Below are 24,170 nucleotides of genomic sequence, written 5' to 3'. Positions count from 1 at the left end.
GAGACCACCATGGAAAACAGATTCAAAGCGGCGCTCAGCGCCGGAAAACCGCAAATCGGCCTCTGGCTGGGGCTGACCAGCAGTTACAGCGCCGAGCTGCTGGCCGGTGCGGGTTTCGACTGGCTGCTGATCGACGCAGAGCACGCGCCCAATAACGTGCAAACCGTCCTGACCCAGCTGCAGGCGATCGCGCCTTACGCCAGCCAGCCGGTGGTACGCCCGTCGTGGAACGATCCGGTCCAGATCAAACAGCTGCTGGACATCGGGGCGCAAACCCTGCTGGTGCCGATGGTACAAAACGCCGATGAAGCCCGGCTGGCGGTGCGCGCCACGCGTTATCCACCGGCGGGGATCCGCGGCGTGGGCAGCGCGCTGGCTCGCGCCTCGCGCTGGAACCGCACGCCTGATTACCTGCAGCGCGCTAACGATGCCATGTGCGTGCTGGTGCAGATTGAAACGCGCGAGGCGCTGAAAAATCTGCCGCACATCCTCGACGTGGAAGGCGTGGACGGGGTGTTTATTGGCCCGGCGGATCTGAGCGCCGACATGGGCTTTGCCGGAAATCCGCAACACCCGGAAGTCCAGGCCGCCATCGAGAAGGCCATTGCGCAGATCCGTGCGGCAGGCAAAGCGCCCGGCATCCTGATGGCTAACGAGCCGCTGGCAAAACGCTACCTCGAGCTTGGCGCGCTGTTTGTCGCCGTCGGGGTCGACACCACCCTGCTTGCACGCAGCGCCGAGGCGCTGGCGGCACGTTTTATCGATATCCCGGTTACGTCAGTAAATAACAATAAATCCGTCTACTAAACGTACGATGTGGAGCGCAACATGACGACCTCTACCCTGCAAACCCATGATAATAAAGCTGTAGAACACCGCGTTATTCAGAAGCTGTTTCGTCGTTTGATCGTGTTTCTCTTTATCCTGTTTGTCTTCTCGTTTCTTGACCGCATTAACATCGGCTTTGCCGGGCTGACGATGGGCAAAGATCTGGGCCTCACCTCGACCATGTTTGGCCTGGCCGCCACCCTGTTTTACGTCACCTATGTGATATGTGGGATCCCCAGCAACATCATGCTGGCGAAGGTCGGCGCCCGGCGCTGGATCGCCGGGATCATGGTGGTGTGGGGCATCGCTTCCACCTGCACCATGTTCGCCACCAGCCCGCACACGCTCTATGTGCTGCGCATGCTGGTGGGCATTGCCGAGGCCGGATTCCTGCCGGGGATCCTCGTCTATCTCACCTGGTGGTTCCCTGCCTACCACCGCGCCCGCGCCAATGCGTTGTTTATGATCGCCATGCCGGTGACCATGATGCTCGGCTCGATCCTCTCCGGTTATATTCTGGCCATGGACGGGTTGTGGAACCTGAAAGGCTGGCAGTGGCTGTTCCTGCTGGAGGGGCTACCGTCCGTGGTGCTCGGCGTAGTGACGTGGTTCTACCTGAACGACACGCCGGATCAGGCCAGCTGGCTGGATGACGACGAAAAGCAGGCGCTTAAAACAATGATCGCCCGCGAGCAGGAGTCGGCCATCGCCCGCCCCGTCACGCCGCGTTCGACGTTGCGCGAAGTGTTTACCCCGGCCGTGCTGCTCTATACCCTGGCCTATTTCTGCCTCACAAACACCCTGAGTGCGATAAATATCTGGACGCCGCAGATCCTGCAAAGTTTCAACACCGGCAGCAGCAACATTGTGATTGGCCTGCTGGCGGCGATCCCGCAGTTTTGCACCATCCTCGGGATGATCTGGTGGAGCCGCCGCTCCGACAGGCTGAAAGAGCGAAAAAAGCACACCATTCTGCCGTATCTCTTTGCGGCGGCAGGATGGCTGCTGGCCTCGGCGACCCACCACAGCCTGATCCAGCTGCTTGGCATCATCATGGCCTCAACCGGATCGTTTACCGCCATGGCGATCTTCTGGACCACGCCGGATCGGGTTATTAGCCTGCAGTCGCGGGCGGTCGCACTGGCGGTGATCAATGCCATCGGTAACGTCGGATCCGCCGTCAGCCCGCTGTTGATCGGCATTCTGCGTGACAGCACCGGCAGCTTCAGCTCCGGGTTGTGGTTTGTTGCCGGCTTGCTGGTGGTCGGCGCGCTGGTACTGACACGTATCCCGATGACGCAGCGGGAGAGCCTTGAGCACGAGCCGGGTATGGCGGCGCAGAAAATCCCGTAAGGAGCGGCTATGTGCCAGAACCCGATCGCGAATATCGACATCAGCAAAGAGTACGACGAAAGTCTGGGAACGGATGATGTTCACTATCAGTCGTTCGCCCGCATGGCGGCCTTTTTTGGCCGCGACATGCAGGCTCACCGTCACGACCAGTATTTTCAGATGCACTTTCTGGATACCGGACAGATCGAACTGCAGCTCGACGATCACCGTTACTCGGTGCAGGCTCCGCTGTTTGTGCTGACACCCCCGTCGGTGCCGCACGCGTTTATTACCGAATCCGACAGCGACGGGCACGTTCTGACGGTGCGCGAGGATCTGATCTGGCCGCTGCTGGAAGTGCTCTACCCCGGCACGCGGGAAGCCTTTGGCCTGCCGGGGATCTGCCTGTCGCTGGCCGATAAGCCGGACGAACTGGCGGCGCTGAAGCACTACTGGCCGCTGATTGCCCGGGAATCGACGGCGCAACTGCCCGGGCGCGAACACACGCTGGTTCTGTTAGCCCAGGCGGTGTTCACCCTGCTGCTGCGCAACGCGAAGCTCGACGATCACGCCGCCAGCGGCATGCGCGGCGAGCTGAAACTGTTCCAGCGCTTTACCCAGCTGATTGATGTCCATTTTCATGAGCACTGGACGGTACCGGAATATGCCAGCGAACTGCACCTGACCGAATCGCGTCTGACCGATATCTGCCGGCGCTTCGCCAACCGCCCGCCGAAGCGGCTGATTTTTGACCGTCAGCTGCGTGAAGCGAGGCGGATGCTGCTCTTCTCCGACAGCGCGGTCAGCGAAATCGCCTGGCAGCTGGGGTTTAAAGACCCGGCCTATTTTGCCCGGTTTTTTAATCGGTTAGTGGGGTGTTCGCCGAGCGCGTATCGGGCACAAAAAGTACCTGTGTCGTCTGTTACCCCACCCCAGCCCTGACCCTCTCCCGGGTTCAGGGTGAGGGAAATCACACTCTGCGATCATATGCGAAAAGTACCAGCCGTTGTCCCAATCGTCCCTTCACGTTCACCCCCGCTCAGGCTTCAATTAAACAACAAAAACAAAACATAAATTTAACATCACTATTCCGATACGAGGTCCCTATGAAGCCTGAAGATTTCCGCGCTGATGCCAAACGTCCGTTAACCGGTGAAGAGTATTTAAAAAGCCTGCAGGATGGCCGTGAGATTTATATCTACGGCGAGCGCGTCAAAGACGTGACCACTCATCCGGCGTTTCGCAATGCGGCAGCCTCCATCGCGCAGATGTACGATGCGCTGCACAAGCCTGACATGCAGGACACGCTGTGCTGGGGCACCGATACCGGCAGCGGCGGCTACACCCATAAGTTTTTCCGCGTGGCGAAAAGCGCCGACGACCTGCGTCAACAGCGTGACGCCATCGCCGAGTGGTCGCGCCTGAGCTACGGCTGGATGGGCCGCACCCCGGACTACAAAGCGGCGTTTGGCTGCGCGCTCGGTGCCAATCCGGCGTTCTACGGCCAGTTCGAACAGAACGCCCGCAACTGGTACACCCGTATTCAGGAAACCGGGCTTTACTTCAACCACGCCATCGTTAACCCCCCCATCGACCGTCACAAACCGGCAGACGAAGTAAAAGACGTCTACATCAAGCTGGAAAAAGAGACCGACGCCGGGATCATCGTTAGCGGCGCAAAAGTGGTGGCAACCAACTCGGCGCTGACTCACTACAACATGATCGGTTTTGGCTCCGCGCAGGTGATGGGCGAAAACCCGGACTTCGCGCTGATGTTCGTTGCGCCAATGGACGCCGAAGGCGTGAAGCTGATCTCTCGCGCCTCTTACGAAATGGTGGCAGGTGCGACCGGCTCTCCATACGACTACCCGCTCTCCAGCCGTTTCGACGAAAACGACGCGATCCTGGTGATGGATCATGTGTTGATCCCCTGGGAAAACGTGCTGATCTACCGCGATTTCGATCGCTGCCGTCGCTGGACCATGGAAGGCGGTTTTGCCCGCATGTACCCGCTGCAGGCCTGCGTACGTCTGGCGGTAAAGCTCGATTTCATTACCGCGCTGCTGAAGAAATCGCTGGAGTGTACCGGCACCCTGGAGTTCCGCGGCGTGCAGGCGGATCTCGGGGAAGTGGTGGCCTGGCGCAACATGTTCTGGGCGCTGAGCGACTCCATGTGTTCTGAAGCCACGCCGTGGGTGAATGGCGCGTACCTGCCGGATCACGCGGCGCTGCAGACCTACCGCGTCATGGCCCCGATGGCCTATGCGAAGATCAAGAACATCATCGAGCGTAACGTCACCAGCGGCCTGATCTATCTGCCGTCCAGCGCGCGAGACCTGAACAATCCACAGATCGACCAGTATCTGGCGAAATACGTGCGCGGCTCCAACGGCATGGATCACGTGGAACGCATTAAGATTTTGAAACTGATGTGGGATGCCATCGGCAGCGAGTTTGGTGGTCGTCACGAGCTGTATGAGATCAACTATTCCGGCAGCCAGGACGAAATCCGTCTGCAGTGTCTGCGTCAGGCACAGAGCTCTGGCAACATGGACAAAATGATGGCAATGGTCGACCGCTGCATGTCCGAGTACGACCAGCATGGCTGGACAGTGCCGCACCTGCACAATAATTCCGATATCAACATGCTGGATAAGCTGCTGAAATAACGCAGCGGGAGGTTTCAATGCATACAGAACAACGCCTGCGTTTTCGCGATGCGATGGCCAGCCTGTCGGCGGCGGTTAATGTTGTCACCACCGAGGGCGATGCAGGACGCTGCGGCATTACCGCCACCGCCGTCTGTTCGGTCACGGACACCCCGCCATCGTTGATGGTCTGCATCAATGCCAACAGCGCCATGAACCCGGTTTTCCAGGGTAACGGTAAGCTGTGCGTCAACGTGCTGAACCATGAGCAGGAGATCATGGCCCGCCACTTCGCCGGGATGACCGGCATGGCAATGGACGATCGCTTTGCCCTCTCCTGCTGGCAGAAAGGTCCGCAGGGGCAACCGGTGCTGAAGGGCGCGCTGGCAAGCCTTGAAGGCGAGATTAGCCAGGTGCAAACCATCGGCACCCATCTGGTTTATCTCGTTGAAATTAAAAACATCATTCTGAGCGAAGCGGGACACGGCCTGATCTATTTTAAACGCCGTTTCCACCCCGTCATGATGGAGACTGAAGCCGCAGTGTGACCCCCTCCTGCGCTGGCCATTTCCCGGCCAGCGCCAATTTCCACAAAAATTCCTAAGGTTTCCGCTTAATCACGCCGTTATATAGCCATAAGAGAAATTTTCTGTGTCTGAATACTGACAATACATGTCAGTGCTACCCGCATCATTCAGCGCATACCCTAATATACAGGAAGACCTTATGGCTAAATCGACGCGGAGCCGCTCGGCTGAACGTCTGGTCGATATTCTGGTTGAGTTACATTTAAATGGTGTGGTAAACCGCAGTGCGCTCATGGAAAAATTTAAAATTACCGAGCGCACCGTCTACCGGGATTTAAATGCGCTTTCACCTATTGTGGAACATACCGGTAACGGACTGTATCGTCTGATCCACTCCGCACAATCTCCCGGTGGACAAGGATTACATCACACGATTGCTAACTTCCTGAATGCCGATAGCTTTTTCCCGGAAAGAAATACGGAATTCTGGCAGAAACTTGAAACACGCGTTGACGAAAATCATATTCTTATTCTTGGCAACGAAGCAGAGCACACGGTAGAACGTGATATTCGTCGCTATTTATCGAAAATCGAGAAATCGATTAAGAATCGTAATGTATGCCAGATCGTTTATAAGGGTAAAACCCGCCTGATTAATCCCTATAAACTCATTAACAATAAAAATATATGGTATTTACAAGCCACCGAGAATAGTCGGCTAAAATCCTTCTCGTTGAGTCAGATTAGCTGGTTTGATATTCAACAAAAAACCTTCACGCCGGAAGAAAATGCGCTCGGACTGCTGGAAAAAAGCCTTGATCCGTGGGTGTCGGAAGACACTTTCGAAGTAAAAATATTCATTAAAGATACTATTTCACATTACTTTATGCGCCGCGACCTGCTGCCGGAACAAGAGCTTGTCGGTGAGCAGCACAACGGCGTCACGCTGCGCTGTCAGGCGGCACACGAGAACCAGATCCTGCCGCTGCTGTTCTACTGGCTGCCGAACATTCAAATCCTGGAGCCCAACTGGCTAAAAGAGAAGCTGCTTAAAACGCTGGAAAATTATCTGGCGGTAGAGCGCACAGCAGATAACCACGTGATCTCAATCACATAATTTCTCCCGGCGGCGGCGAGACGGAACCACTCGCCGCCCTCTTTGACCGCTCACCTGGCCCTTTCAACCGCTCATTCATTTACCTGTCTTTACACGCGCGTGGTTCTGGCACGATCGCTCCAGCATTAATCAATACCTCCTCATAACGAACCCTGACCCTTTTTCATTACATAAAAAACCAGGTCTTACTATGGATACGAAAAAACTACTGAAGCACGTGCCCTGGGCGTTACTCGGGATCCTCGGCGCTTTTTGTCTGGCGGTTGTCGCACTACGCCGGGGCGAACACGTAAGCGCCCTGTGGATCGTCGTTGCGTCTGTCTCCGTCTATCTTGTTGCTTATCGCTACTACAGCTTATACATCGCGCAGAAGGTCATGAAACTCGACCCGACGCGTGCCACTCCGGCGGTCATTAATAATGACGGCCTCAACTACGTGCCCACCAACCGCTACGTGTTGTTTGGTCACCACTTTGCCGCTATCGCCGGTGCGGGTCCGCTGGTCGGCCCGGTTCTGGCCGCGCAGATGGGCTACCTGCCTGGTACCCTGTGGCTGCTCGCGGGCGTAGTGCTGGCCGGGGCGGTGCAGGACTTTATGGTGCTGTTTATCTCTTCTCGCCGTAACGGCGCCTCTCTGGGTGAGATGGTCAAAGAGGAGATGGGCCGCGTGCCGGGGACCATCGCGCTGTTCGGCTGCTTCCTGATTATGATCATCATCCTCGCGGTGCTGGCGTTAATCGTGGTGAAAGCGCTGGCCGAAAGTCCGTGGGGGGTCTTCACCGTCTGCTCTACCGTGCCGATTGCGCTGTTCATGGGTATCTACATGCGCTTTATCCGCCCGGGTCGCGTGGGTGAAGTGTCGGTGATTGGTATTGTGCTGCTGGTTGCATCCATCTACTTCGGTGGCGTGATTGCGCACGACCCGTACTGGGGCCCGGCGCTGACCTTCAAGGACACCACCATCACCTTCGCGCTGATTGGGTATGCGTTTGTCTCCGCTCTGCTGCCGGTCTGGCTGATCCTGGCACCGCGTGACTACCTGGCGACCTTCCTGAAAATCGGCGTTATCGTCGGTCTGGCGATCGGCATCCTGGTGATTAACCCGGATCTGAAAATGCCGGCAGTGACCCAGTACATCGACGGTACCGGTCCTCTGTGGAAAGGTGCGCTGTTCCCGTTCCTGTTTATCACCATCGCCTGCGGTGCGGTCTCTGGCTTCCACGCCCTGATTGCTTCCGGTACCACACCGAAGCTGCTGGCTAACGAAAAAGACGCGCGTCTGATTGGCTACGGCGCAATGCTGATGGAGTCTTTCGTGGCGATCATGGCGCTGGTTGCCGCGTCCATCATCGAACCGGGTCTCTACTTCGCGATGAACACCCCTCCGGCAGGCCTGGGCATTACCATGCCAAACCTGCATGAGATGGGCGGTGATAACGCGGCGCTGATCATGGCGCAGCTGAAAGATGCGAGCGCACATGCTGCCGCAACCGTCAGCTCCTGGGGCTTCGTGATTTCGCCTGAGCAGATCATGCAGACCGCGAAAGACATTGGCGAACCGTCAGTCCTGAACCGCGCCGGTGGCGCACCGACGCTGGCAGTGGGTATCGCACACGTGTTCCACAAAGTGCTGCCGTGGGCGGACATGGGCTTCTGGTACCACTTCGGTATTCTCTTTGAAGCGCTGTTCATCCTCACCGCGCTGGACGCCGGTACCCGTGCAGGACGCTTTATGCTGCAGGACCTGCTGGGTAACTTCGTGCCGTTCCTGAAGAAAACCGACTCTCTGGTGGCGGGTATTCTGGGAACCGCGGGCTGCGTGGGTCTGTGGGGCTACCTGCTGTATCAGGGCGTTGTCGACCCGCTGGGCGGCGTGAAGAGCCTGTGGCCGCTGTTCGGTATCTCTAACCAGATGCTGGCCGCTGTCGCCCTGGTTCTTGGCACCGTTGTACTGGTGAAGATGAAACGCACCAAATACATCTGGGTCACCGTGATCCCTGCGCTGTGGCTGCTGCTCTGCACCACCTGGGCGCTTGGTCTGAAACTGTTCAGCGCCAATCCGCAGCTGGAAGGCTTCTTCTTCATGGCTAACCAGTACAAAGAGAAAATTGCCGCAGGCGGCGCGGACCTCACTGCCCAGCAGATTGCCAACATGAACCATATCGTGGTGAACAACTACACCAACGCAGGTCTGAGCATTCTGTTCCTGGTGGTGGTGTACAGCATCATCTTCTACGGCATTAAAACCTGGCTGAACGTGCGTAACGCCGAGGGTCGTACGGATAAAGAAACCCCGTATGTCCCGGTACCGGAAGGCGGCGTGAAGACCTCTTCACACCACTAATCCGCCCTCGCATCCCTCTCCCTGCGGGAGAGGGTTAGGGTGAAGGGAAACAACGCCCGGCAGCCCCTGCCGGGCTTTTTCTATCTGGAAGGCATAATGTTTGGTAACTTAGGCGAAGCGAAAAAATACCTCGGTCAGGCGGCGAAAATGCTGATTGGCATTCCGGACTATGACAACTACGTTGAGCATATGAAGACCAACCATCCGGATAAACCGTACATGACCTATACCGAATTCTTCCGCGAGCGTCAGGAAGCGCGCTACGGCGGGAGTGGAGAAGGCGGCGTACGCTGCTGCTAAAGGAGAGACCATGACCCCGATTGCCGTCACCCTGCTGACCGGTTTCCTTGGCGCCGGTAAAACCACCCTGCTGCGCCACATTCTGAACGCGCAGCACGGCTTCAAAATCGCCGTGATCGAAAACGAATTCGGCGAAGTCTCGGTCGACGATCAGCTGATTGGCGATCGCGCCACGCAGATCAAAACCCTGACTAACGGCTGCATCTGCTGCACCCGCTCGAATGAATTAGAAGACGCCCTGCTGGATCTGCTCGACAGCCGCGATCGCGGTGAAATCGATTTTGATCGCCTGGTGATTGAATGCACCGGTATGGCCGACCCCGGCCCGATTATTCAGACCTTTTTCGCCCATGAGATCCTCTGCCAGCGCTACCTGCTGGACGGCGTCATTGCGCTGGTCGACGCGGTTCATGCCGACGAACAGATGAACCAGTTCACCCTCGCCCAGTCGCAGGTGGGCTACGCCGATCGCATCCTGCTGACCAAAACCGACGTGGCGGGCGACAGCGAAAAACTGCGCGAGCGCCTGACGCGTATCAACTCGCGCGCGCCGATTTACATCGCGACGCACGGTGATATCGACCTCTCGCAGCTGTTCAACACCAACGGCTTTATGCTGGAAGAGCATGTCACCTCAACGCCGCGCTTCCACTTTATGGCAGATAAGCAAAACGACGTCTCGTCGATTGTGGTCGAGCTGGATTACCCGGTGGATATCAGCGACGTCTCCCGCGTCATGGAAAACCTGCTGCTCTCTTTTGCCGACAGGCTGCTGCGCTACAAAGGGATGCTGTGGATTGATGGCGAACCGAACCGCCTGCTGTTCCAGGGCGTACAGCGGCTGTACAGCGCGGACTGGGACAGACCGTGGGGAGATGAAACGCCGCGAAGCGTCATGGTGTTTATTGGGCTACAGCTGCCGGAAGACGAGATCCGGACAGCGTTTGCAGCACTGCGCAAATAACCGTACGAACGCAGCCCTCTCCGCAGTTGAGGAGAGGGCTGTGAGATTATTTCAGCGCGTCGGGCAGCGTCACAATCCACAGTTCGCTTTCTGACGCCGGCTTCGCCAGCGGCTTCACGGCGAGGGTGGTCGCAACCGGTTTATCATCAATCGTGAGTGCACCTTGCGAATTCACCCGATAATCCTTGAGCTTCTTGCCCTCGACCGGATTTTCCATCGCCACCTTCACGCCAAAGTCGTTATCGTTCGCGACCGCCAGCGTTTTGTTGTCAATCAGCGCTAACCCTTCGGCCTTTTCCTGCTGCCAGCCAAGCGCGCGCAAATCCACGACCTGGGTTTTAGCCGCCAGCGTAATGCCGCGCTGGGCCAGCGTCTTCTCGTCATCAAACTCCGGGTATTCGCCCGGCTTATCGAAGCGTGTCAGATCGCTCGCCTTGCTGAGGTCCACCTTGTAGATGAGGTTGCGCATGCCATCGTTTTTATCGCTGCCCTGCTCAATCAGCAGCAGCTGCTGGTTATCAAGCGCCACAATGTCACCGATTTTGGCGTCATTGTTTTTGCTGTAGGCTTCGCTGTCGATGGGATAACCGTACATCGCGGTTTTCCCGGTCGCCGGGTCGAAGCTCACCAGGCGGGTAAACAGCGCCTGTTTTTTGCTTTTGCCGTCGATATCCAGCGTGCTTTGCACCGCGGCAATGATACGCCCGTCCGGCATACGGGTCAGGCCTTCAAAGCCCCGGTTTGGTTGACGCCATTTAATAATATTCGGCAAGCCGCCCGCGATGGATTTCTCGCCTTCCGCCGCCTGCGGACCGTGAATCGCCAGGATCTTGCCTTTGCTGTCGACGTTAATCAGGAACGGACCGTACTCGTCGCACAGCCAGTAACCGCCTTTACCGTCCGGCGTGATACCTTCCGTATCCAGCCCGCGATTGTCGCCCTTCAGCACCTTTAACGTGTCACTGAACGCCACTTCATTGGTCGAGCCAATCACGCCGCTTTGCAGCGGCAGACCGTTGATCTCGCCTTTATCGTCATGCAGAGGGCGCGCATCGACGGCCTCCGCTTTGCCATTTTGTACGCGAATCGTCATCAGCAGCGGAGCGAAATCGGGCGTGACAAAGATTTTGGCTTCGTCTTTCCCCACTTTCGGCGAATCCGCATTCGGACCGCGATCGGTCACGGTCGCAAACGTCAGGGTATCGCCCTGTTTACCGGTAAACAGCAGGCCAGAGCCAATCCCGACCGGGAGTCCCTTCGGGAACGCACCGGCAAACGCGCCGCTGTAGCTCACGCGCGTGCCTTCGGGGAAGCTGACAACATAGTGCTCGGCCGTGGGCTGCGCCGCCAGGCCAGAGAAAGAGAGCGCACAACCGATAAGCACAGGAATAATTTTTCTTTTCATATTGTTAGTATCCAGAAAGTGAAGCCAACAACGTAAAGAACAATCGTGTCAGGAAAATGACACCGCAGAGATACGCGGGCAGGCAATTGCAGGCGCATGAACCGCCAGAAATGTAAAACTAAACCACAAAGTGTAAAATTTGAAATGTTTCTGGAAATTATTAGAAAGCCAATTAATTCATGTCAAACGGTTATCCTCTGTCTCGTTCAGTGTCTATTTAGTCAAAAAACTAAACCTGTCCTAAACGTCCAGGTAATACATATTGACCCGGCGATAACTAAACATGAAAGCAACATTTCAAAAGCCAGCCATTAACAAAAACAGCATAAAAACACGACCTTAATCACATTTGCAGTCATAAACATCGCTTGTTAAGGTGGCCTCAGATGAAATTAATGACGAGGCATAAAACATGAAAAAATTGAATGTTCTTCTTCTTTCTGCTCTGACCGTCCTGTCGGGTTCCGCACTGGCTATGGGCGGCACGATTGAGCAAGGTAAAAACTTTACTAACCTTAATCTGGAAATGGGTAAATCCTCATCCGGTGTGTACCTTGAAAGCAACTGGCTCAAAAACACCGACGACGGCACGCAAACAGGTGGCGTTGGCGCCGGTTACAACCTGGAAGTGGGCCCGGTGATGCTGAATGCCGGTGCTAAAGCAATCTACCTTGGCCCGAAAAAAGGCGATAACGGCGTGGCATTCCCCATCGGTGGCGGTATTAACGTTGCGCTGACGGACAGCATCCACGTGTTTGGCGAAGGGTATGCCGCACCAGAAGGTCTGAACAACAGCGTGAAAAACTACGTGGAAGCCAACGGCGGTGTGAGCTGGACGCCAATCACGCCTGTGACGCTGAAAGTGGGTTATCGTCACGTAAGCGTTGACGGCAAAGACGGTCGTCCTGGCCACACGCTGATCGACGGCGCATATGTAGGCGGTGGAGTCACCTTCTGATGAAACACCGCATTACCGCGCTTTGCGTTCTGAGCATCACGCTTCTGCTCACCGGTTGCGTCCAGTATAAATGGGTGAAACCGGGAGTCAGTGACGCTGAGATGAATAAAAAGCTCACGGAATGCGAAGCACAGGCCCTGATTGATCTGCCCCCGGACAATGTTGTGACCGGTTCGAGCTCGGAAAAAATGGACAAATCGAAAAAGAAAAAGGATATTTCCACGAGCTACACGGTTGAAGACGCGAATGAATATCGCCGGGATACCTTAGTCGACAGCTGCATGTTCAAAAGCGGCTGGGACAAGATTGAAGTGCAATAACCCCAAAAAAAACCTGCCGAATGGCAGGTTTTTTATTCGCGGAGTTACTTACGCACCACCACCAGCTTCTGGTTCACAAACTCTTTGATCCCCAGGTCCGACAGTTCGCGTCCGTAACCGGATCGCTTCACGCCGCCAAACGGCAGCTCTGGCGCGGTATCGGTGAGCCAGTTGATATACACCATCCCGGTCTCAATACGCGACGCCATTTTCTTCGCCCGCTCGATATCCTTGCTGAACACCGCGCCGCCCAGACCATAGTGGGAATCGTTCGCCAGTGCGACCGCTTCGTCATCATTTTTCACCACATAGATCTGCGCCACCGGGCCGAAGAACTCCTCAAAGTAGGCCGGGTTGTCGCGCGAGATATGCGTCAGGATCGTCGGCTCAAAGAAGCACCCGTCACGCTGCACCGGTTTGCCACCGTAATGCAGTGTCGCGCCGTTTTTCACCGCCTCGTTGACCTGTCTGGTCAACGTGTCCAGCGCATCCTGAGAGGATAGCGGCCCCAGGGTGGTGCTCTCGTCCAGCGGATCGCCAATCTTCACCTGCTTAAATGCCTCGGTGAATTTCGCGAGGAAGGCATCCGCAATCTTCTCATGCACGATGAAACGCTTCGCCGCCGTACAGACCTGGCCGGCGTTATTGAGTCGGGCATTCACGCCCGTCTTCACGGCCTTCTCCAGATCGGCATCATCCAGCACCACAAAGACGTCATTACCGCCCAGCTCCAGGGTCGATTTTTTGATGTGCTTCGCCGCCTGCGCCGCGACCACGCTACCCGCTTTTTCGGAACCGGTCAGCGCGGCACCCTGTACACGATCGTCGGCGATGATGTTCGCCACCTGATCCGACGAAATAAACAGGTTGGTCCATGCCCCTTCCGGTGCACCGGCCTCACGCACCAGATGTGCAAACGTCTCTGCACAGTGCGGCACGATGCTGGCGTGTTTGGCGATCACCGGGTTACCGGCCGCCAGGTTCGGGGCGAGGACACGCATCAGCTGGTAATAAGGGAAGTTCCACGGCTCAACGGCCATCAGCACGCCAATAGGGTGGTGCTCGACCCACGCTTCCCCGAGTTCGGAGTCGTACTTCACCGGGGCGAGGAACCGTTGGGCATTATCCGCGTAGTAGCGGGCGATTTGCGCGCACAGTTTCACTTCACCGCGACTCTGCTCAATGAGCTTACCCATCTCCTTGCTGGCAATTTTGGCCAGATCCTCCGTACGTTCGTCGATGAGGTCCGCAAGTTTACGCAGTACCGGCAGGCGCTGGTTAATGTCGCCTTTTGCCCAGTCCGAATGGTAAAGCGCATCGGCCGCCTTCAGCGCCGCTTCAACATCCGCGTCGGTATGGGAGGGATATTCTTTGATGAGCTGGTTTGTGGCAGGATTTACTGTCTGGTAAGCCATGTCGAATCTCCTTGTTTTACCGCTTAGGGTATTAAGGGTAGACAATATGACTGGCGATGGACGTAAAGTTGGGTATATCCGGAAGGTTCTTAGCGTGGTACTGCAACATGTCGCGCGGGCATGGTATAAAAAACGTTCCTGACAGGAGTTCCCCATGACCGAGACCCGACACATCCGCCAGACCTTTCATCGCGCCTGCGGCCACGAGCTGCGCAGCACGTGGCAGAGCACCCAGGCGTATAAACGTCATTGTCACCCACAGCTCTCTATTGGCGCGATCCTGGAAGGCCAGACGTGCTGCACAGTCCATGACAGGGAGTATATCCTGACCCCTGGCGACATCATCGTCATCCCGGCGCATGCTCCCCACAGCTGCAACCCGGTGGCGGGACAGCCACGCAGCTACCACATGCTGTATATCGACACTGACCTTTCGCTGGCACTGCAGATCATTCGCGACCAAGCGCTGTTTAATCATTATCTTGACGTGGTTGAGAACATGACCGCGGCCTCCCTGAACGCACTGCTTTGCGCCCTTCCTCCCTCTACAGGCCGTACAGATAAGCCCCATTCACTGAGTCAGCAGGTGCAAGAGGCGTTTCTGTCGAACCTCACCGCTCCGCCTTCCCTTGACGACCTTGCCCGGCGATTTTCACTGCGCAAAGAGACGTTAATCCGCACCTTTAAACAGGACACCGGCCTGACGCCAGGACGCTTTCTCAGCATCTCTCGCGTGGAATACGCCAAAGCGCGACTGCGTGCGGGGGATGATCTCGCCGATGTCGGTTACCAGAGCGGGTTTGCCGACCAGAGCCATTTCCATAAAACCTTCGTCAGCTACACGGCCGCCACGCCTCGCCAGTACGCGACGGGCCGATCAATATCAGACAATAATCAGGATACGTAACGCCGTAAGGTGATCTCCGTTTTTGCTCTGGAGGTCACGATGGAACTGTTCTTCCCTTCCGCTTTTCTCGCCCTGGCGCTGGCGCATTTTGTAGCCCTGTTAAGCCCCGGTCCGGATTTCTTTTTGCTGGTCGGTTACGCCGCACGCTACCGGCTGCGCGGCAGTGCCGGGTTGTGCCTCGGTATCGCCGCGGGTAACGCGCTCTATATTGTGCTGGTGATTATCGGCTGGAGCGCCCTGCGCACGTTTTCGTGGCTGTTCACCCTTATCGAATTATCCGGCGCGCTCTACCTGCTCTGGATTGGATCGCGGCTGGCGCGCAGCCGCCCACAGACGCTTGCGCTCAATGAGACTCATCAGCGGTGCCCCTCATTGCGTAAGCAAATCCTGCTGGGGCTCGGTTCGGCACTGTTAAACCCGAAGAATGCGCTTTTTTATCTGGCGCTCATGACGGCGCTGTTAGGGCCGGATGTCACGCTGCTTCAGCAGTCAACCTGCGGTGTCTGGATGGTAATGGTGGTGCTGGTCTGGGATTTAGCACTGGTGTCGCTGATGGGCTTGCCCGTGGTTCAGCGGACGCTCAGCCGTGCACTCTGGCTGATTGAGCGAACCGCTGGCGTGGTGCTGATGGCGTTTGGTGGGTGGGTCGTGTGGCGTTTTTTGCATTTTCTTCCCGCCTCCCTCTATTCTTAAGCCATGGAAAAAATAGCTGAACTTAAACGCGCCAAGCTGCTGGCGCTGTCGCTGCTGCTGATTGCCGCCGCGGCGTTTATCACCACCCTGTTCCTGCCGCAAACCTTCTGGGTGCGCGGCGTAAAGGCCATTGCCGAGGCGGCAATGGTCGGCGCACTGGCGGACTGGTTTGCCGTCGTCGCGCTGTTTCGCCGGGTGCCTATCCCGTTTATCTCACGCCATACGGCGATCATTCCGCGCAACAAAGACCGCATTGGCGACAATCTGGGTCAGTTCGTGCAGGAAAAGTTTCTCGATACCCAGTCGCTGGTGGCATTGATCCGCCGCTATGAACCGGCACAGATGATTGGCACCTGGTTCAGCCAGCCCGACAACGCCCGGCGCGTCGGGCTGCATCTGATTCAGGTAATGAGCGGTTTTCTTGAACTGACCGACGACGGACGCATTCAGCGGCTGCTCAAACGGGCGGTGCACAAGGCCATCGACAAGGTCGACTTCACCGAAACCAGCGCGGTGATGCTGGAGAGCATGACCCGTAACAATCGCCATCAGGTGCTGCTGGACGCCATCATCAACCGCCTGATCTCGCTTATCCAGCGTGACAGCACGCGGGACTTTATCGCCGACCAGATTGTGCACTGGCTGAAGACCGAGCATCCGCGCAAGGCCATGGTGCTGCCTACCGAGTGGCTCGGCGATCAGAGTGCGGAGATGGTGTCGAATGCGGTGAATACGCTGCTGGATGATATCAGCCACGACCGCACGCACCAGATCCGCCAGGCGTTTGACCGCGCCACGCTGAAGTTTATCGACAACCTGAAAAACGATCCGGAAATGGCCGCCAAAGCCGATAACATCAAGCACTATCTGAAGAACGACGAGGCGTTTAACCGTTATCTGGGCGAGATGTGGGCCGACCTGCGTCAGTGGCTGAAAGCGGATATGCAAAGCGAGGACTCGCGCGTCAGGCAGCGCATCGCCAACGCCGGACTGTGGTTTGGTGAAACGCTGTCGAACGATGCCAGCCTGCAGGCATCGCTGAACGAGCATCTGGAGCAGGCGGCGCACCGCGTAGCACCGGATTTTGCCGCGTTCCTCACGCGGCATATCAGCGACACGGTCAAGAGCTGGGATGCCAAAGATATGTCGCGCCAGATTGAGCTTAACATCGGCAAAGACCTGCAGTTCATCCGTGTGAACGGCACGCTGGTGGGCGGGACCATTGGCCTGATCCTGTTTTTACTCTCGCAATTGCCTGCCGTGCTCGCGCATTAATTCGCCTCAGGCGGCGCGATCACATAGCGCGTAGGGGCAAAGCGATTGAGGATCAAATGCACCAGGAAGACCATTGTCAGGGTCGCCACCAGCGCAAAGGTCACCGAGGTAATGCGATAGAGATCGCTGAACACCAGGTCGCTGTCCGGGTGCATGTTCTGCCCGAACATAATGCCGATGGTGGTGATGCTGGAAAACCCGACCCCGGCGCCGACCTTCTCCATCACGTGCAGCCGCGCGCCAAATGCCAGCCCAAGGCCGATAAGCGGCATCATCAGCAGCATATGGCTGCTGTGATCGTAAAGGATAAGCTGGACGACCAGAATGTAGAGGCAGCCCAGCACCACGCCGACCACGCGCCAGAGGGAACTCATCACCGCGCCGCGATAGTGCATGGGAAACAGAATCAATACCCCGGCCATCAGCGCGGACAGTGAGTCGCTCAGGTCGCTTATCTGGAAGATGACGAAAATCAGGGTGGCAACGGTCCCGGAAAGCAGCGACTCGTGGCGCACACGGGCGTCATCTTTTTCAATCAGCGGCGGCGGCTTGCGCGGCTCCACGTCCGGCAGCAGGTAATTCATCAGCGCGCTCAGGCACACCGCCATAACGCTCGCTTCGATATTGGAGAACAGCAACGTATGCCAGTCGGTGGTGGGATAGCTCATAAAGTTGAGCATCACGCTCTGGCAGACCACGCCCATCGAACCAAACAGAAACAGCGGTCCCTTACTCATAAAGCGAAAACGCATGACGTACAGGGCGAACACGACTACCGTCATGATGACCGGCCATTGTGACAGATAGCCGATGATAATGACCATTTCAACGCAGTTAAGCGAGGCGCTAAAGATAAATTGCTTCGCCACGTGGCGGTTAAAGACCGGTACCAGCGACAGCAGCATGATGGGGTAGACCACGAAAAACACGCCGTAGTGAGTGTTGTAAAAACTCGAAATGCTCAGCGCAATCATGCCGGCAAAGACGATGCGCAGGGTCTGGCGAAAGTCGTTTGCCGTATAGACGATGTTGCCGTGCGGGGTAAACACCCGCGCCAGAGTGTTAATAGACATAGTGCAGCAGGCTCACCAGGTGGATCTGCATCCCGGAGAAGAAGCGCGCAAACGGCCCTTCACTGTTATAGAGCTGCACGGTGGCACGCGCACCGGTCGGAAGTTGCTTCGGCAGCGCCTCGTCCAGCGCCACGTGGATTCGCATACGCTGGGCATCACGAACCCACCGGTTGGAGGTTTCTGGCTCGGACAGCTCACCGTTCACCGCTTCCTGTCCGGCGAGGATCCCCGCATCGCTGCTGGTCACATGCGCACGGAAGACGCGTCCCGGGAAGGCGTCAAACACCACGGCGGCATCGGTTCCCTGATGGGTATGGCGCAGGCTCTTCTCGCGGAAGTCGGCCACGATATCGGCCTGATTATTCACCAGCGCCAGCGCGGCCGAGCCGGAGGAGGCGTAATAGCCGGGGCTGAGCTGGAGGTTACTGACCGTGCCGTCCGCCTGAGCGTAAACCTTCGTCCAGCCAAGATTCAGTTCCGCTTCATCCAGCGCGTTGCGGTATTTTTGCAGGGTGACGTTGCGGTGTTCTTCCCGCTCACCGCGCTGAATGCGCAGGTTACGGATGTTCGCCTGCAGCGAACTGACGGACTGCTCGCTGCTCTGCCAGGTGGTCCGGACTTTATCCAGATCCGCCTGCGACACGTTCTGCAGCGTGCTGAGTTTCTGATAACGATCGTAGGTCACCTTGTCGTTACGCGCGGTCAGCACGGCGGTTTTCAGGCTGGCCTGTGCGGCCGCGATCTGCGCATCCAGCTGTTCGTTAGAGAGACGCGCCTGCTCCAGCGCGATTTGCGCTGCTTCCACTTTATTGCGAAACGGCGTGTCATCCAGCTCAAACAGCAGGTCGCCTCGCTTCACCTGGCTATTGTTGTGTACATGGACAGCCGCCACGTAGCCGGAGACGTGCGGAGAAACCGGTGTCACCACGCGCATGACGGTGGAGTCCGGCGTCAGCGGGATCCAGATGTCCGCGACGACAAAGTAGACAAACATCAGCAGGAAAGAGGCAATACTTACCCTTACCCAGCGGGCAAACTTTTGTTCAGGAGTCATTATTTTTCGGTCTTGTTATCTTCTTCGCGGATTTTCCGCAAATTGCAGGCGATTTGATTCAATGTGGCGCTGAAAATATCGAGATGTTCCGGCGCGATGTTTTGCGATACGCGCGCCTGAAATGTCTCGATCACCCGGGAGAGCGTCCTGAGTACGGCGTTCCCCTCCGGCGTCAGCGTAAGTAGCCGGATACGCTTGTCATAAGGCGATACGGTGCGTAACAGGTAACCCTGTTTTTCCAGCTGTGTCAGCGTGCGCATCAGCGGCGGCAGTTCAATACCCTGCACCTCCGCCAGTTCACTCACCGAGACGTTATCCCCAAGCTGTTGAAGCTGCATCATCACCGTCCAGCTCGACTGAGTTAACCCGGTCTCGAGAATGGCGTCGTCAATCACGGCGCGCCACTGACGCACGATCATGGCCATCCGCATCCCCATCGGTCTGCGGCTAAACAGTTCTTCTTCACGCATGGGATATCCTCTCGTAACACGCGGTCAAGATAATAGTTACCAGGATAAGTATCAAGAAACGAGAGACAAAAGAGCAGGAATTGCGAAAGACGAATGCCCTCTCCCGGTGGGAAAGGGCATCAGACCGCCGAGACTTTAGCGGCTAAAACGTTTTTTAATCGCAACGTTTCCCGACGCGGTGACCACCACGTCCCGATATCCCGCCACCCGCTGGATCCAGCCGTTGCTGTCCAGGTACGCGAGGAGCGCCGCGCCCGCCTCGCCCCCAAGATGAAACCGCCGCTCGCTCCAGTCAAGACAGGCACAGCAGGCCTTACGGCGCGGATTGGCGCTTAATGAAATACCGAGCGTCAGGAACTGTTCGCGTCCATACACGGTCAGGGCCGACCCGTCCGTCTCCAGCCAGCCCTGCGCCTGCATAAAATCATAGATTTGAACGGCCACCGTCCCTGCCAGATGGTCGTAACAGGTGCGGGCTTCACGCAGGGCTTTCGGGGCGGTGGTTTCCGGCGGGGTGATGCGGCTCCACGACAGCCCCATCATCTGCTCGACCAGTTCCGCCACGTCGTGTCCTGCCAGGCGGTAATAGCGATGCCGCCCCTGTGACAGACAGGTAATCAGCTTTCCGTCCAGCAGACGGGTCAGGTGCCCGCTGGCAGTGGAGGGGGCGATATCCGCCGCCGCGCTCAGCTCGGTGGCGGTCCACGCCCGGCCATCCATCAGCGCACAGAGCATTTTCACACGCGACGGATCCGCCATGGCGGCGGCCACTGCCGCCATAGCCTGTTCCAGCAGCGCGCTGTTGTCAGGGGGTAAACGGGTCTTAAGCATTGACTGCCCATGGTCTGGTGATCTCTGCCGCCAGCTTATCATTATCCGTCAGCAGAATGAGGTGATTCGCATGGTCGCTGTACTGGATCAGTACAGACACACCGTGAGCCGCTAACGCCGCGGCAATCTCGCCCAGCTCACCGGGGCGCGCCTGCTGCAGTTTTCTGATCAGCGGTTTACGGACTGACCGGACGTTAAACCCGCCCTCAAGCAGCACGCGACGGGCTTTTTCGCCCTCTTCCACCAGGAAATGGGCTTCGGTACCAAACACGCCGCCGCCCTCCAGCCCCACACCATTACACCCCAACAGCTGGCCAAATCGCGCCAGTTCCCCTGGCGTAGCGTCGAAAATCACATGGACGTCATACATCCGCATGCCCTCCGGTTTCTGAGGCGTATTCCCGCACCACCTGCGCCACCCGAATGCGGTAGTAGGTAAAGATGGCCTCCCGCCCCTCCCTCTGCGCCGCCTGATGAAAGACGTTCTGCTTCCAGCGGCGGACCGCTTCTTCGTCCCGCCACCAGGAGAGGGAGAGAATTTTGCCGTCGGTGGTCAGGCTCTGGAAACGCTCGATATCAATAAACCCGTCGATATCCGCCAGCAAGGGTTTGAGTTCGGCTGCGAGCTGCAGGTAACGCGCCTGGTGGGCAGGCGCGGCCTGGGCTTCGAAAAGGACTGCAATCATGGTTGTCTCTCCGTTGTGAGGGTGCGGAGAGCATGCAGGAAAGAAAATGCGGATGCTTCGGTGAAGGGCGAAGTATTGTCGCCCTCTTCCCGGGAGGGCGACAAACGGTTATCCCAGAATCGACTTCGGCTCCATAAACGCGCGGATCCCCCACTCGCCCATCTCACGCCCCACGCCGGAGTGCCTGAACCCGCCAAACGGCGCTTTAGGCTCATGGGCCAGCGTGTTCACCAGCACGCGGCCCGCGACAATCTGCTGCGCCACGCGACGCGCACGTTCGACATCCCTGCCCAGCACCATCGCACTCAGGCCATACTCGGTGTCGTTGGCAATGGCGACGGCTTCGGCCTCGTCCTGATAAGGGATCACACACAGTACCGGGCCGAAGATCTCTTCCCGGGCAATCGCCATCTGATTTGTGACGTCAGCAAACAGCGTCGGGCGTACAAACCAGCCGTCCTGCGTGCCTTCCGGACGCCCTTCGCCCCCCACCAGCAGGTTTGCCCCCTCGTCGAGACCTTTACGGATATAGCCCTGCACCCGCAGCCACTGTTTTTCACTGACCATCGGGCCAATTTCTGTCGCGTTATCCCGCGGATCGCCGGATTTCACGGCCGCGACGGCCTGCGCCAGCGCAGTTTCGATTTCCGCCTTACGCGACTGCGGAACCAGAATGCGTGTTCCGGCCACGCACGCCTGCCCGCTGTTCATAAACCCGGCCTGCACCACCAGCGGGATAGCCTGCGCCAAATCGACATCATCAAGCAGGATCGTCGGCGATTTACCGCCTAACTCCAGCGTCACCCGCTTAACACTCTGCGCCGCGTTGCGCAGTATCGCTTTGCCGGTAACGGTCGAACCGGTAAACGAAATTTTCGCCACGTCCGGATGGCGGCTGATGGTCTCACCGACCGTATCACCCCGTCCGGTGACAATGTTAAACACGCCCGGCGGTAACCCGGCATCGCGCAGCGCCTCGGTGACAATGCGGGTTTGCAGCGCGCTCATCTCGCTCGGTTTAATCACCGCCGTGCAGCCCGCCGCGAGCGCAGCCGCCAGTTTGCCGCAGATAAACCCCGCGTCGCTGTTCCACGGGGTAATAAGCCCGGCGACACCAAGCGGCGTCATCTGCACCGTTGCCGCCCCCGCCGTGGTCACAAACTCAAAGGCTTCCAGCGCCTCGATGGCCTGGGCAATGACATCTGCCGGGTAGCGGGCCATCCACGCCGAGCGCGAGGCTGGCGCGCCGTACTCTTCAATCACCGCGTCCAGCAGCGCGTCATGACGGGCGGCAACGGCGGCATGCATGCGTTTCAGCGCGGCAATGCGTTCCTGTCGGGGGGTTTGCGACCATGCCGGAAATGCCGCTTTCGCGGCCGCGATGGCATGCTCAGCGTCTACCTCATCGGCCAGGCGAACCTGGCCAATCACCCGCGCCGTCGCCGGATTGTATAAATCAAAACGTTCAGTGCCGTGCGGGGTAACAAATTCGCCGTTGATAAAGATCTGTTCGATGTTGTGCATATAAACCTCCTCAGGCTGTATGGACACAGTCTGGCACGGCTTCTCCGTTGCGATAATCCACGCTATGCTGCAAGGGTTGTTTCGATTTTCAGGATAATCTATGCATCGTTCGGGTCTGACAGAGCTGGAAGTGGTCATGGCGGTGGTGCGGCGCGGCAGTTTTCGCGGTGCGGCACAGGAGCTGGGCATGTCCGCCACGGCGGTAAGTAACGCTATCGCCGGGCTGGAGAGCCGCCTGGAGACGCGCCTGTTTAACCGCACGACCCGCAGCGTGGCGCTTACCGACGCCGGGCAGCGCTATGTGGCGCGTATCGGCCCGGCCCTGCAGGCGATACGCCAGGCCAGCGAAGAGATCCACAGTGATACCGGCGAACCTGCCGGCACCCTGCGCTTAAACGTACCGAACCATATCGGTGCGCTCTTTTTGGATCAATTGCTGATCGACTTTATGATCCGCTACCCGAAAATGCGCGTCGAGACGCTAAGCGAAGCACGAATGATCGACATCGTCGCAGAAGGTTACGACGCTGGGATCCGTCTTGAAGAATCCGTGCCGCAGGACATGATCGCCGTGCCGCTGACCGGTGAGATCCGCCAGCTTGTCACCGCCACGCCGGATTACTTTGCCCGCCACGGCACGCCGCACACGCCGGAGGATCTGCTCTTACATCAGGGGATCGGTATGCGCATGGCGCACGGTGGGATCTACCGCTGGGAGCTGGCGCGTCGCGGGGAACAGTACGCCCTGGCGGTACCGCCGCGCTTTGCCACGTCCGATCTTTTCGCCTCGATCCGGGCCGTGAAGGCGGGATTAGGGATAGGGTTTTTACCGGAACTGTATATCCGGGAAGAGCTTGAAAGCGGGGAACTGGTGAGCGTGTTAAACGACTGGACGCAGCCGTTTGCCGGGCTGCGCTTGTACTATCCGGGGCATCGCCACGTCCCGCCAGGGTTACGGGCGCTGGTGGCGATGATCCGTGAGCGCGGGGTTATTCGAGGTTAGCTTTATTCAGCCCGTAAGCCGCGTCCAGCGAGCCCGGCTCCATGCGGGACGTGATCCCCAGACGGTTCCAGGCGTTGATCGCCACAATGGCAAAGTTCAGCTCTGAAATCTCCACGTCCGAGAAGTGCTCCGCCACGCTGCGGTAGAGCGCATCGCTCACGCCATGCACGCTAATTTGCGTCAGCGCTTCGGCGAAGGCCAGCGCCGCTTTCTCACGGGCGCTGAACAGCGGGGACTCGCGCCATGCCGCCAGATGGTACAGGCGCAGCTCGCGTTCTCCGGCGATTTTGGCCTCTTTCGAGTGCATATCCAGGCAGAAGGTACAGCCGTTCAGCTGTGAGACACGAATGTCGATCAGGTGCTTCAGCGCCGGGTCGAGAGAGGTTTTCGCCACTTCCATGCTCAGGTTGGACAGCGCGTTGGCGAGGGCAGGTGTGATCTTATGGTGGTTTACGCGGGTGCTCATTGTCTTTCCTCTTTTTTGTGCGGCATATGT

At 57.7% G+C, this 24,170-nt stretch carries 25 protein-coding genes; 15 read left to right on the top strand and 10 right to left on the bottom strand.

Features of this window, described 5'->3' with window-relative positions; all coding sequences use genetic code 11:
- Nucleotides 1–9 precede the first annotated feature (9 nt).
- From hpaI to yjiA, 9 genes are all read left to right on the top strand, one after another.
- A complete protein-coding gene (hpaI, locus tag ACN9MQ_RS02770; protein ID WP_014168487.1) occupies nt 10–807 on the top strand; it encodes a 4-hydroxy-2-oxoheptanedioate aldolase in 798 nt (265 codons plus the stop codon).
- Between the two features lie 21 nt (nt 808–828).
- Nucleotides 829–2,181, top strand: coding sequence for a 4-hydroxyphenylacetate permease (gene hpaX / locus ACN9MQ_RS02765; RefSeq protein ID WP_020885310.1), 1,353 nt, complete (start codon nt 829–831; stop codon nt 2,179–2,181).
- A 9-nt stretch (nt 2,182–2,190) separates the two neighbouring features.
- On the top strand, nt 2,191–3,102 hold the full coding sequence (gene hpaA, locus ACN9MQ_RS02760) for a 4-hydroxyphenylacetate catabolism regulatory protein HpaA (protein WP_032681716.1): 912 nt from the start codon (nt 2,191–2,193) through the stop codon (nt 3,100–3,102).
- 164 nt (nt 3,103–3,266) lie between these two features.
- On the top strand, nt 3,267–4,829 hold the full coding sequence (gene hpaB / locus ACN9MQ_RS02755) for a 4-hydroxyphenylacetate 3-monooxygenase, oxygenase component (RefSeq protein ID WP_014168483.1): 1,563 nt from the start codon (nt 3,267–3,269) through the stop codon (nt 4,827–4,829).
- A 17-nt stretch (nt 4,830–4,846) separates the two neighbouring features.
- Nucleotides 4,847–5,356, top strand: a complete 510-nt coding sequence (locus ACN9MQ_RS02750; RefSeq protein ID WP_014168481.1) for a 4-hydroxyphenylacetate 3-monooxygenase reductase subunit — start codon at nt 4,847–4,849, stop codon at nt 5,354–5,356.
- Between the two features lie 178 nt (nt 5,357–5,534).
- The gene (locus ACN9MQ_RS02745; RefSeq protein WP_020885313.1) at nt 5,535–6,452 is read left to right on the top strand and encodes a helix-turn-helix transcriptional regulator; all 918 of its coding nucleotides are present in this window, start codon (nt 5,535–5,537) and stop codon (nt 6,450–6,452) included.
- 190 nt (nt 6,453–6,642) lie between these two features.
- Complete coding sequence (locus ACN9MQ_RS02740; protein WP_020885314.1) at nt 6,643–8,796, top strand: carbon starvation CstA family protein; 2,154 nt, start codon at nt 6,643–6,645, stop codon at nt 8,794–8,796.
- 96 nt (nt 8,797–8,892) lie between these two features.
- Nucleotides 8,893–9,096 (top strand): YbdD/YjiX family protein, encoded by a 204-nt coding sequence (locus ACN9MQ_RS02735; protein WP_003856610.1) that lies wholly within the window; start codon nt 8,893–8,895, stop codon nt 9,094–9,096.
- A 10-nt stretch (nt 9,097–9,106) separates the two neighbouring features.
- Nucleotides 9,107–10,060, top strand: a complete 954-nt coding sequence (yjiA, locus tag ACN9MQ_RS02730; RefSeq protein ID WP_020885316.1) for a GTPase — start codon at nt 9,107–9,109, stop codon at nt 10,058–10,060.
- A 46-nt stretch (nt 10,061–10,106) separates the two neighbouring features.
- Here the strand turns inward: yjiA and ACN9MQ_RS02725 are convergent, their stop codons facing one another.
- Nucleotides 10,107–11,465, bottom strand: coding sequence for an esterase-like activity of phytase family protein (locus ACN9MQ_RS02725; protein WP_371006471.1), 1,359 nt, complete (start codon nt 11,463–11,465; stop codon nt 10,107–10,109).
- Nucleotides 11,466–11,877: 412 nt separating this feature from the next.
- Here ACN9MQ_RS02725 and ACN9MQ_RS02720 point away from each other — a divergent pair, with 412 nt between their 5' ends.
- Nucleotides 11,878–12,423, top strand: coding sequence for a YfaZ family outer membrane protein (locus tag ACN9MQ_RS02720; RefSeq protein ID WP_014168475.1), 546 nt, complete (start codon nt 11,878–11,880; stop codon nt 12,421–12,423).
- The gene (locus tag ACN9MQ_RS02715) at nt 12,423–12,743 is read left to right on the top strand and encodes a hypothetical protein (RefSeq protein ID WP_020885318.1); all 321 of its coding nucleotides are present in this window, start codon (nt 12,423–12,425) and stop codon (nt 12,741–12,743) included. The genes ACN9MQ_RS02720 and ACN9MQ_RS02715 overlap by 1 nt, the downstream gene beginning before the upstream one ends.
- A 44-nt stretch (nt 12,744–12,787) precedes the next feature.
- Here ACN9MQ_RS02715 and ACN9MQ_RS02710 read toward each other — a convergent pair whose 3' ends face one another.
- Nucleotides 12,788–14,158, bottom strand: a complete 1,371-nt coding sequence (locus ACN9MQ_RS02710; protein ID WP_252070083.1) for an NAD-dependent succinate-semialdehyde dehydrogenase — start codon at nt 14,156–14,158, stop codon at nt 12,788–12,790.
- Nucleotides 14,159–14,312: 154 nt separating this feature from the next.
- On the opposite strand from ACN9MQ_RS02710, the gene ACN9MQ_RS02705 reads away from it, so the two are divergent.
- The 3 genes from ACN9MQ_RS02705 to ACN9MQ_RS02695 are packed head-to-tail and all read left to right on the top strand — an operon-like array spanning nt 14,313 to nt 17,033.
- Nucleotides 14,313–15,065, top strand: a complete 753-nt coding sequence (locus tag ACN9MQ_RS02705; protein ID WP_044857852.1) for an AraC family transcriptional regulator — start codon at nt 14,313–14,315, stop codon at nt 15,063–15,065.
- A 39-nt stretch (nt 15,066–15,104) separates the two neighbouring features.
- The gene (locus tag ACN9MQ_RS02700; RefSeq protein WP_086533214.1) at nt 15,105–15,758 is read left to right on the top strand and encodes a LysE family translocator; all 654 of its coding nucleotides are present in this window, start codon (nt 15,105–15,107) and stop codon (nt 15,756–15,758) included.
- Between the two features lie 3 nt (nt 15,759–15,761).
- Nucleotides 15,762–17,033 carry a DUF445 domain-containing protein gene (locus ACN9MQ_RS02695; RefSeq protein WP_113656616.1) on the top strand — a complete coding sequence of 424 codons (1,272 nt, stop codon included), beginning with the start codon at nt 15,762–15,764 and terminating at the stop codon, nt 17,031–17,033.
- Here the strand turns inward: ACN9MQ_RS02695 and ACN9MQ_RS02690 are convergent.
- The 7 genes from ACN9MQ_RS02690 to ACN9MQ_RS02660 all read right to left on the bottom strand — a co-directional run bounded on the left by ACN9MQ_RS02690 (nt 17,030) and on the right by ACN9MQ_RS02660 (nt 22,671).
- A complete protein-coding gene (locus ACN9MQ_RS02690; protein WP_138613221.1) occupies nt 17,030–18,106 on the bottom strand; it encodes a DUF2955 domain-containing protein in 1,077 nt (358 codons plus the stop codon). The genes ACN9MQ_RS02695 and ACN9MQ_RS02690 overlap by 4 nt on opposite strands.
- Nucleotides 18,096–19,163 carry an HlyD family secretion protein gene (locus tag ACN9MQ_RS02685; protein WP_426021263.1) on the bottom strand — a complete coding sequence of 356 codons (1,068 nt, stop codon included), beginning with the start codon at nt 19,161–19,163 and terminating at the stop codon, nt 18,096–18,098. The genes ACN9MQ_RS02690 and ACN9MQ_RS02685 overlap by 11 nt, the downstream gene beginning before the upstream one ends.
- Entirely contained in the window at nt 19,160–19,630 is a 471-nt protein-coding gene (locus ACN9MQ_RS02680) for a MarR family winged helix-turn-helix transcriptional regulator (RefSeq protein WP_025205651.1), read from the bottom strand. The genes ACN9MQ_RS02685 and ACN9MQ_RS02680 overlap by 4 nt, the downstream gene beginning before the upstream one ends.
- A 135-nt stretch (nt 19,631–19,765) precedes the next feature.
- On the bottom strand, nt 19,766–20,461 hold the full coding sequence (locus ACN9MQ_RS02675) for an ArsR/SmtB family transcription factor (protein WP_138613217.1): 696 nt from the start codon (nt 20,459–20,461) through the stop codon (nt 19,766–19,768).
- Nucleotides 20,454–20,831, bottom strand: coding sequence for an amino acid-binding protein (locus ACN9MQ_RS02670; RefSeq protein WP_410395221.1), 378 nt, complete (start codon nt 20,829–20,831; stop codon nt 20,454–20,456). The genes ACN9MQ_RS02675 and ACN9MQ_RS02670 overlap by 8 nt, the downstream gene beginning before the upstream one ends.
- Nucleotides 20,824–21,147 carry an antibiotic biosynthesis monooxygenase family protein gene (locus ACN9MQ_RS02665; protein ID WP_014168463.1) on the bottom strand — a complete coding sequence of 108 codons (324 nt, stop codon included), beginning with the start codon at nt 21,145–21,147 and terminating at the stop codon, nt 20,824–20,826. Before ACN9MQ_RS02665 ends, ACN9MQ_RS02670 begins: the two co-directional genes overlap by 8 nt.
- Before the next feature lie 108 nt (nt 21,148–21,255).
- Nucleotides 21,256–22,671, bottom strand: coding sequence for an aldehyde dehydrogenase family protein (locus ACN9MQ_RS02660; protein ID WP_214580766.1), 1,416 nt, complete (start codon nt 22,669–22,671; stop codon nt 21,256–21,258).
- A gap of 100 nt (nt 22,672–22,771) precedes the next feature.
- Here ACN9MQ_RS02660 and ACN9MQ_RS02655 point away from each other — a divergent pair, with 100 nt between their 5' ends.
- The gene (locus tag ACN9MQ_RS02655) at nt 22,772–23,674 is read left to right on the top strand and encodes a LysR family transcriptional regulator (protein WP_068795246.1); all 903 of its coding nucleotides are present in this window, start codon (nt 22,772–22,774) and stop codon (nt 23,672–23,674) included.
- Here ACN9MQ_RS02655 and ACN9MQ_RS02650 read toward each other — a convergent pair.
- Nucleotides 23,661–24,140, bottom strand: coding sequence for a carboxymuconolactone decarboxylase family protein (locus tag ACN9MQ_RS02650; protein WP_020885328.1), 480 nt, complete (start codon nt 24,138–24,140; stop codon nt 23,661–23,663). The genes ACN9MQ_RS02655 and ACN9MQ_RS02650 overlap by 14 nt on opposite strands.
- Nucleotides 24,141–24,170: the final 30 nt, after the last annotated feature.

Source organism: Enterobacter sp. R-25 (genome assembly GCF_049913205.1).
Lineage (GTDB): Bacteria > Pseudomonadota > Gammaproteobacteria > Enterobacterales > Enterobacteriaceae > Enterobacter > Enterobacter ludwigii.
The sequence above is the reverse complement of the archived record's forward strand: the minus strand, read 5'-3'. Positions and strand labels throughout refer to the sequence as shown.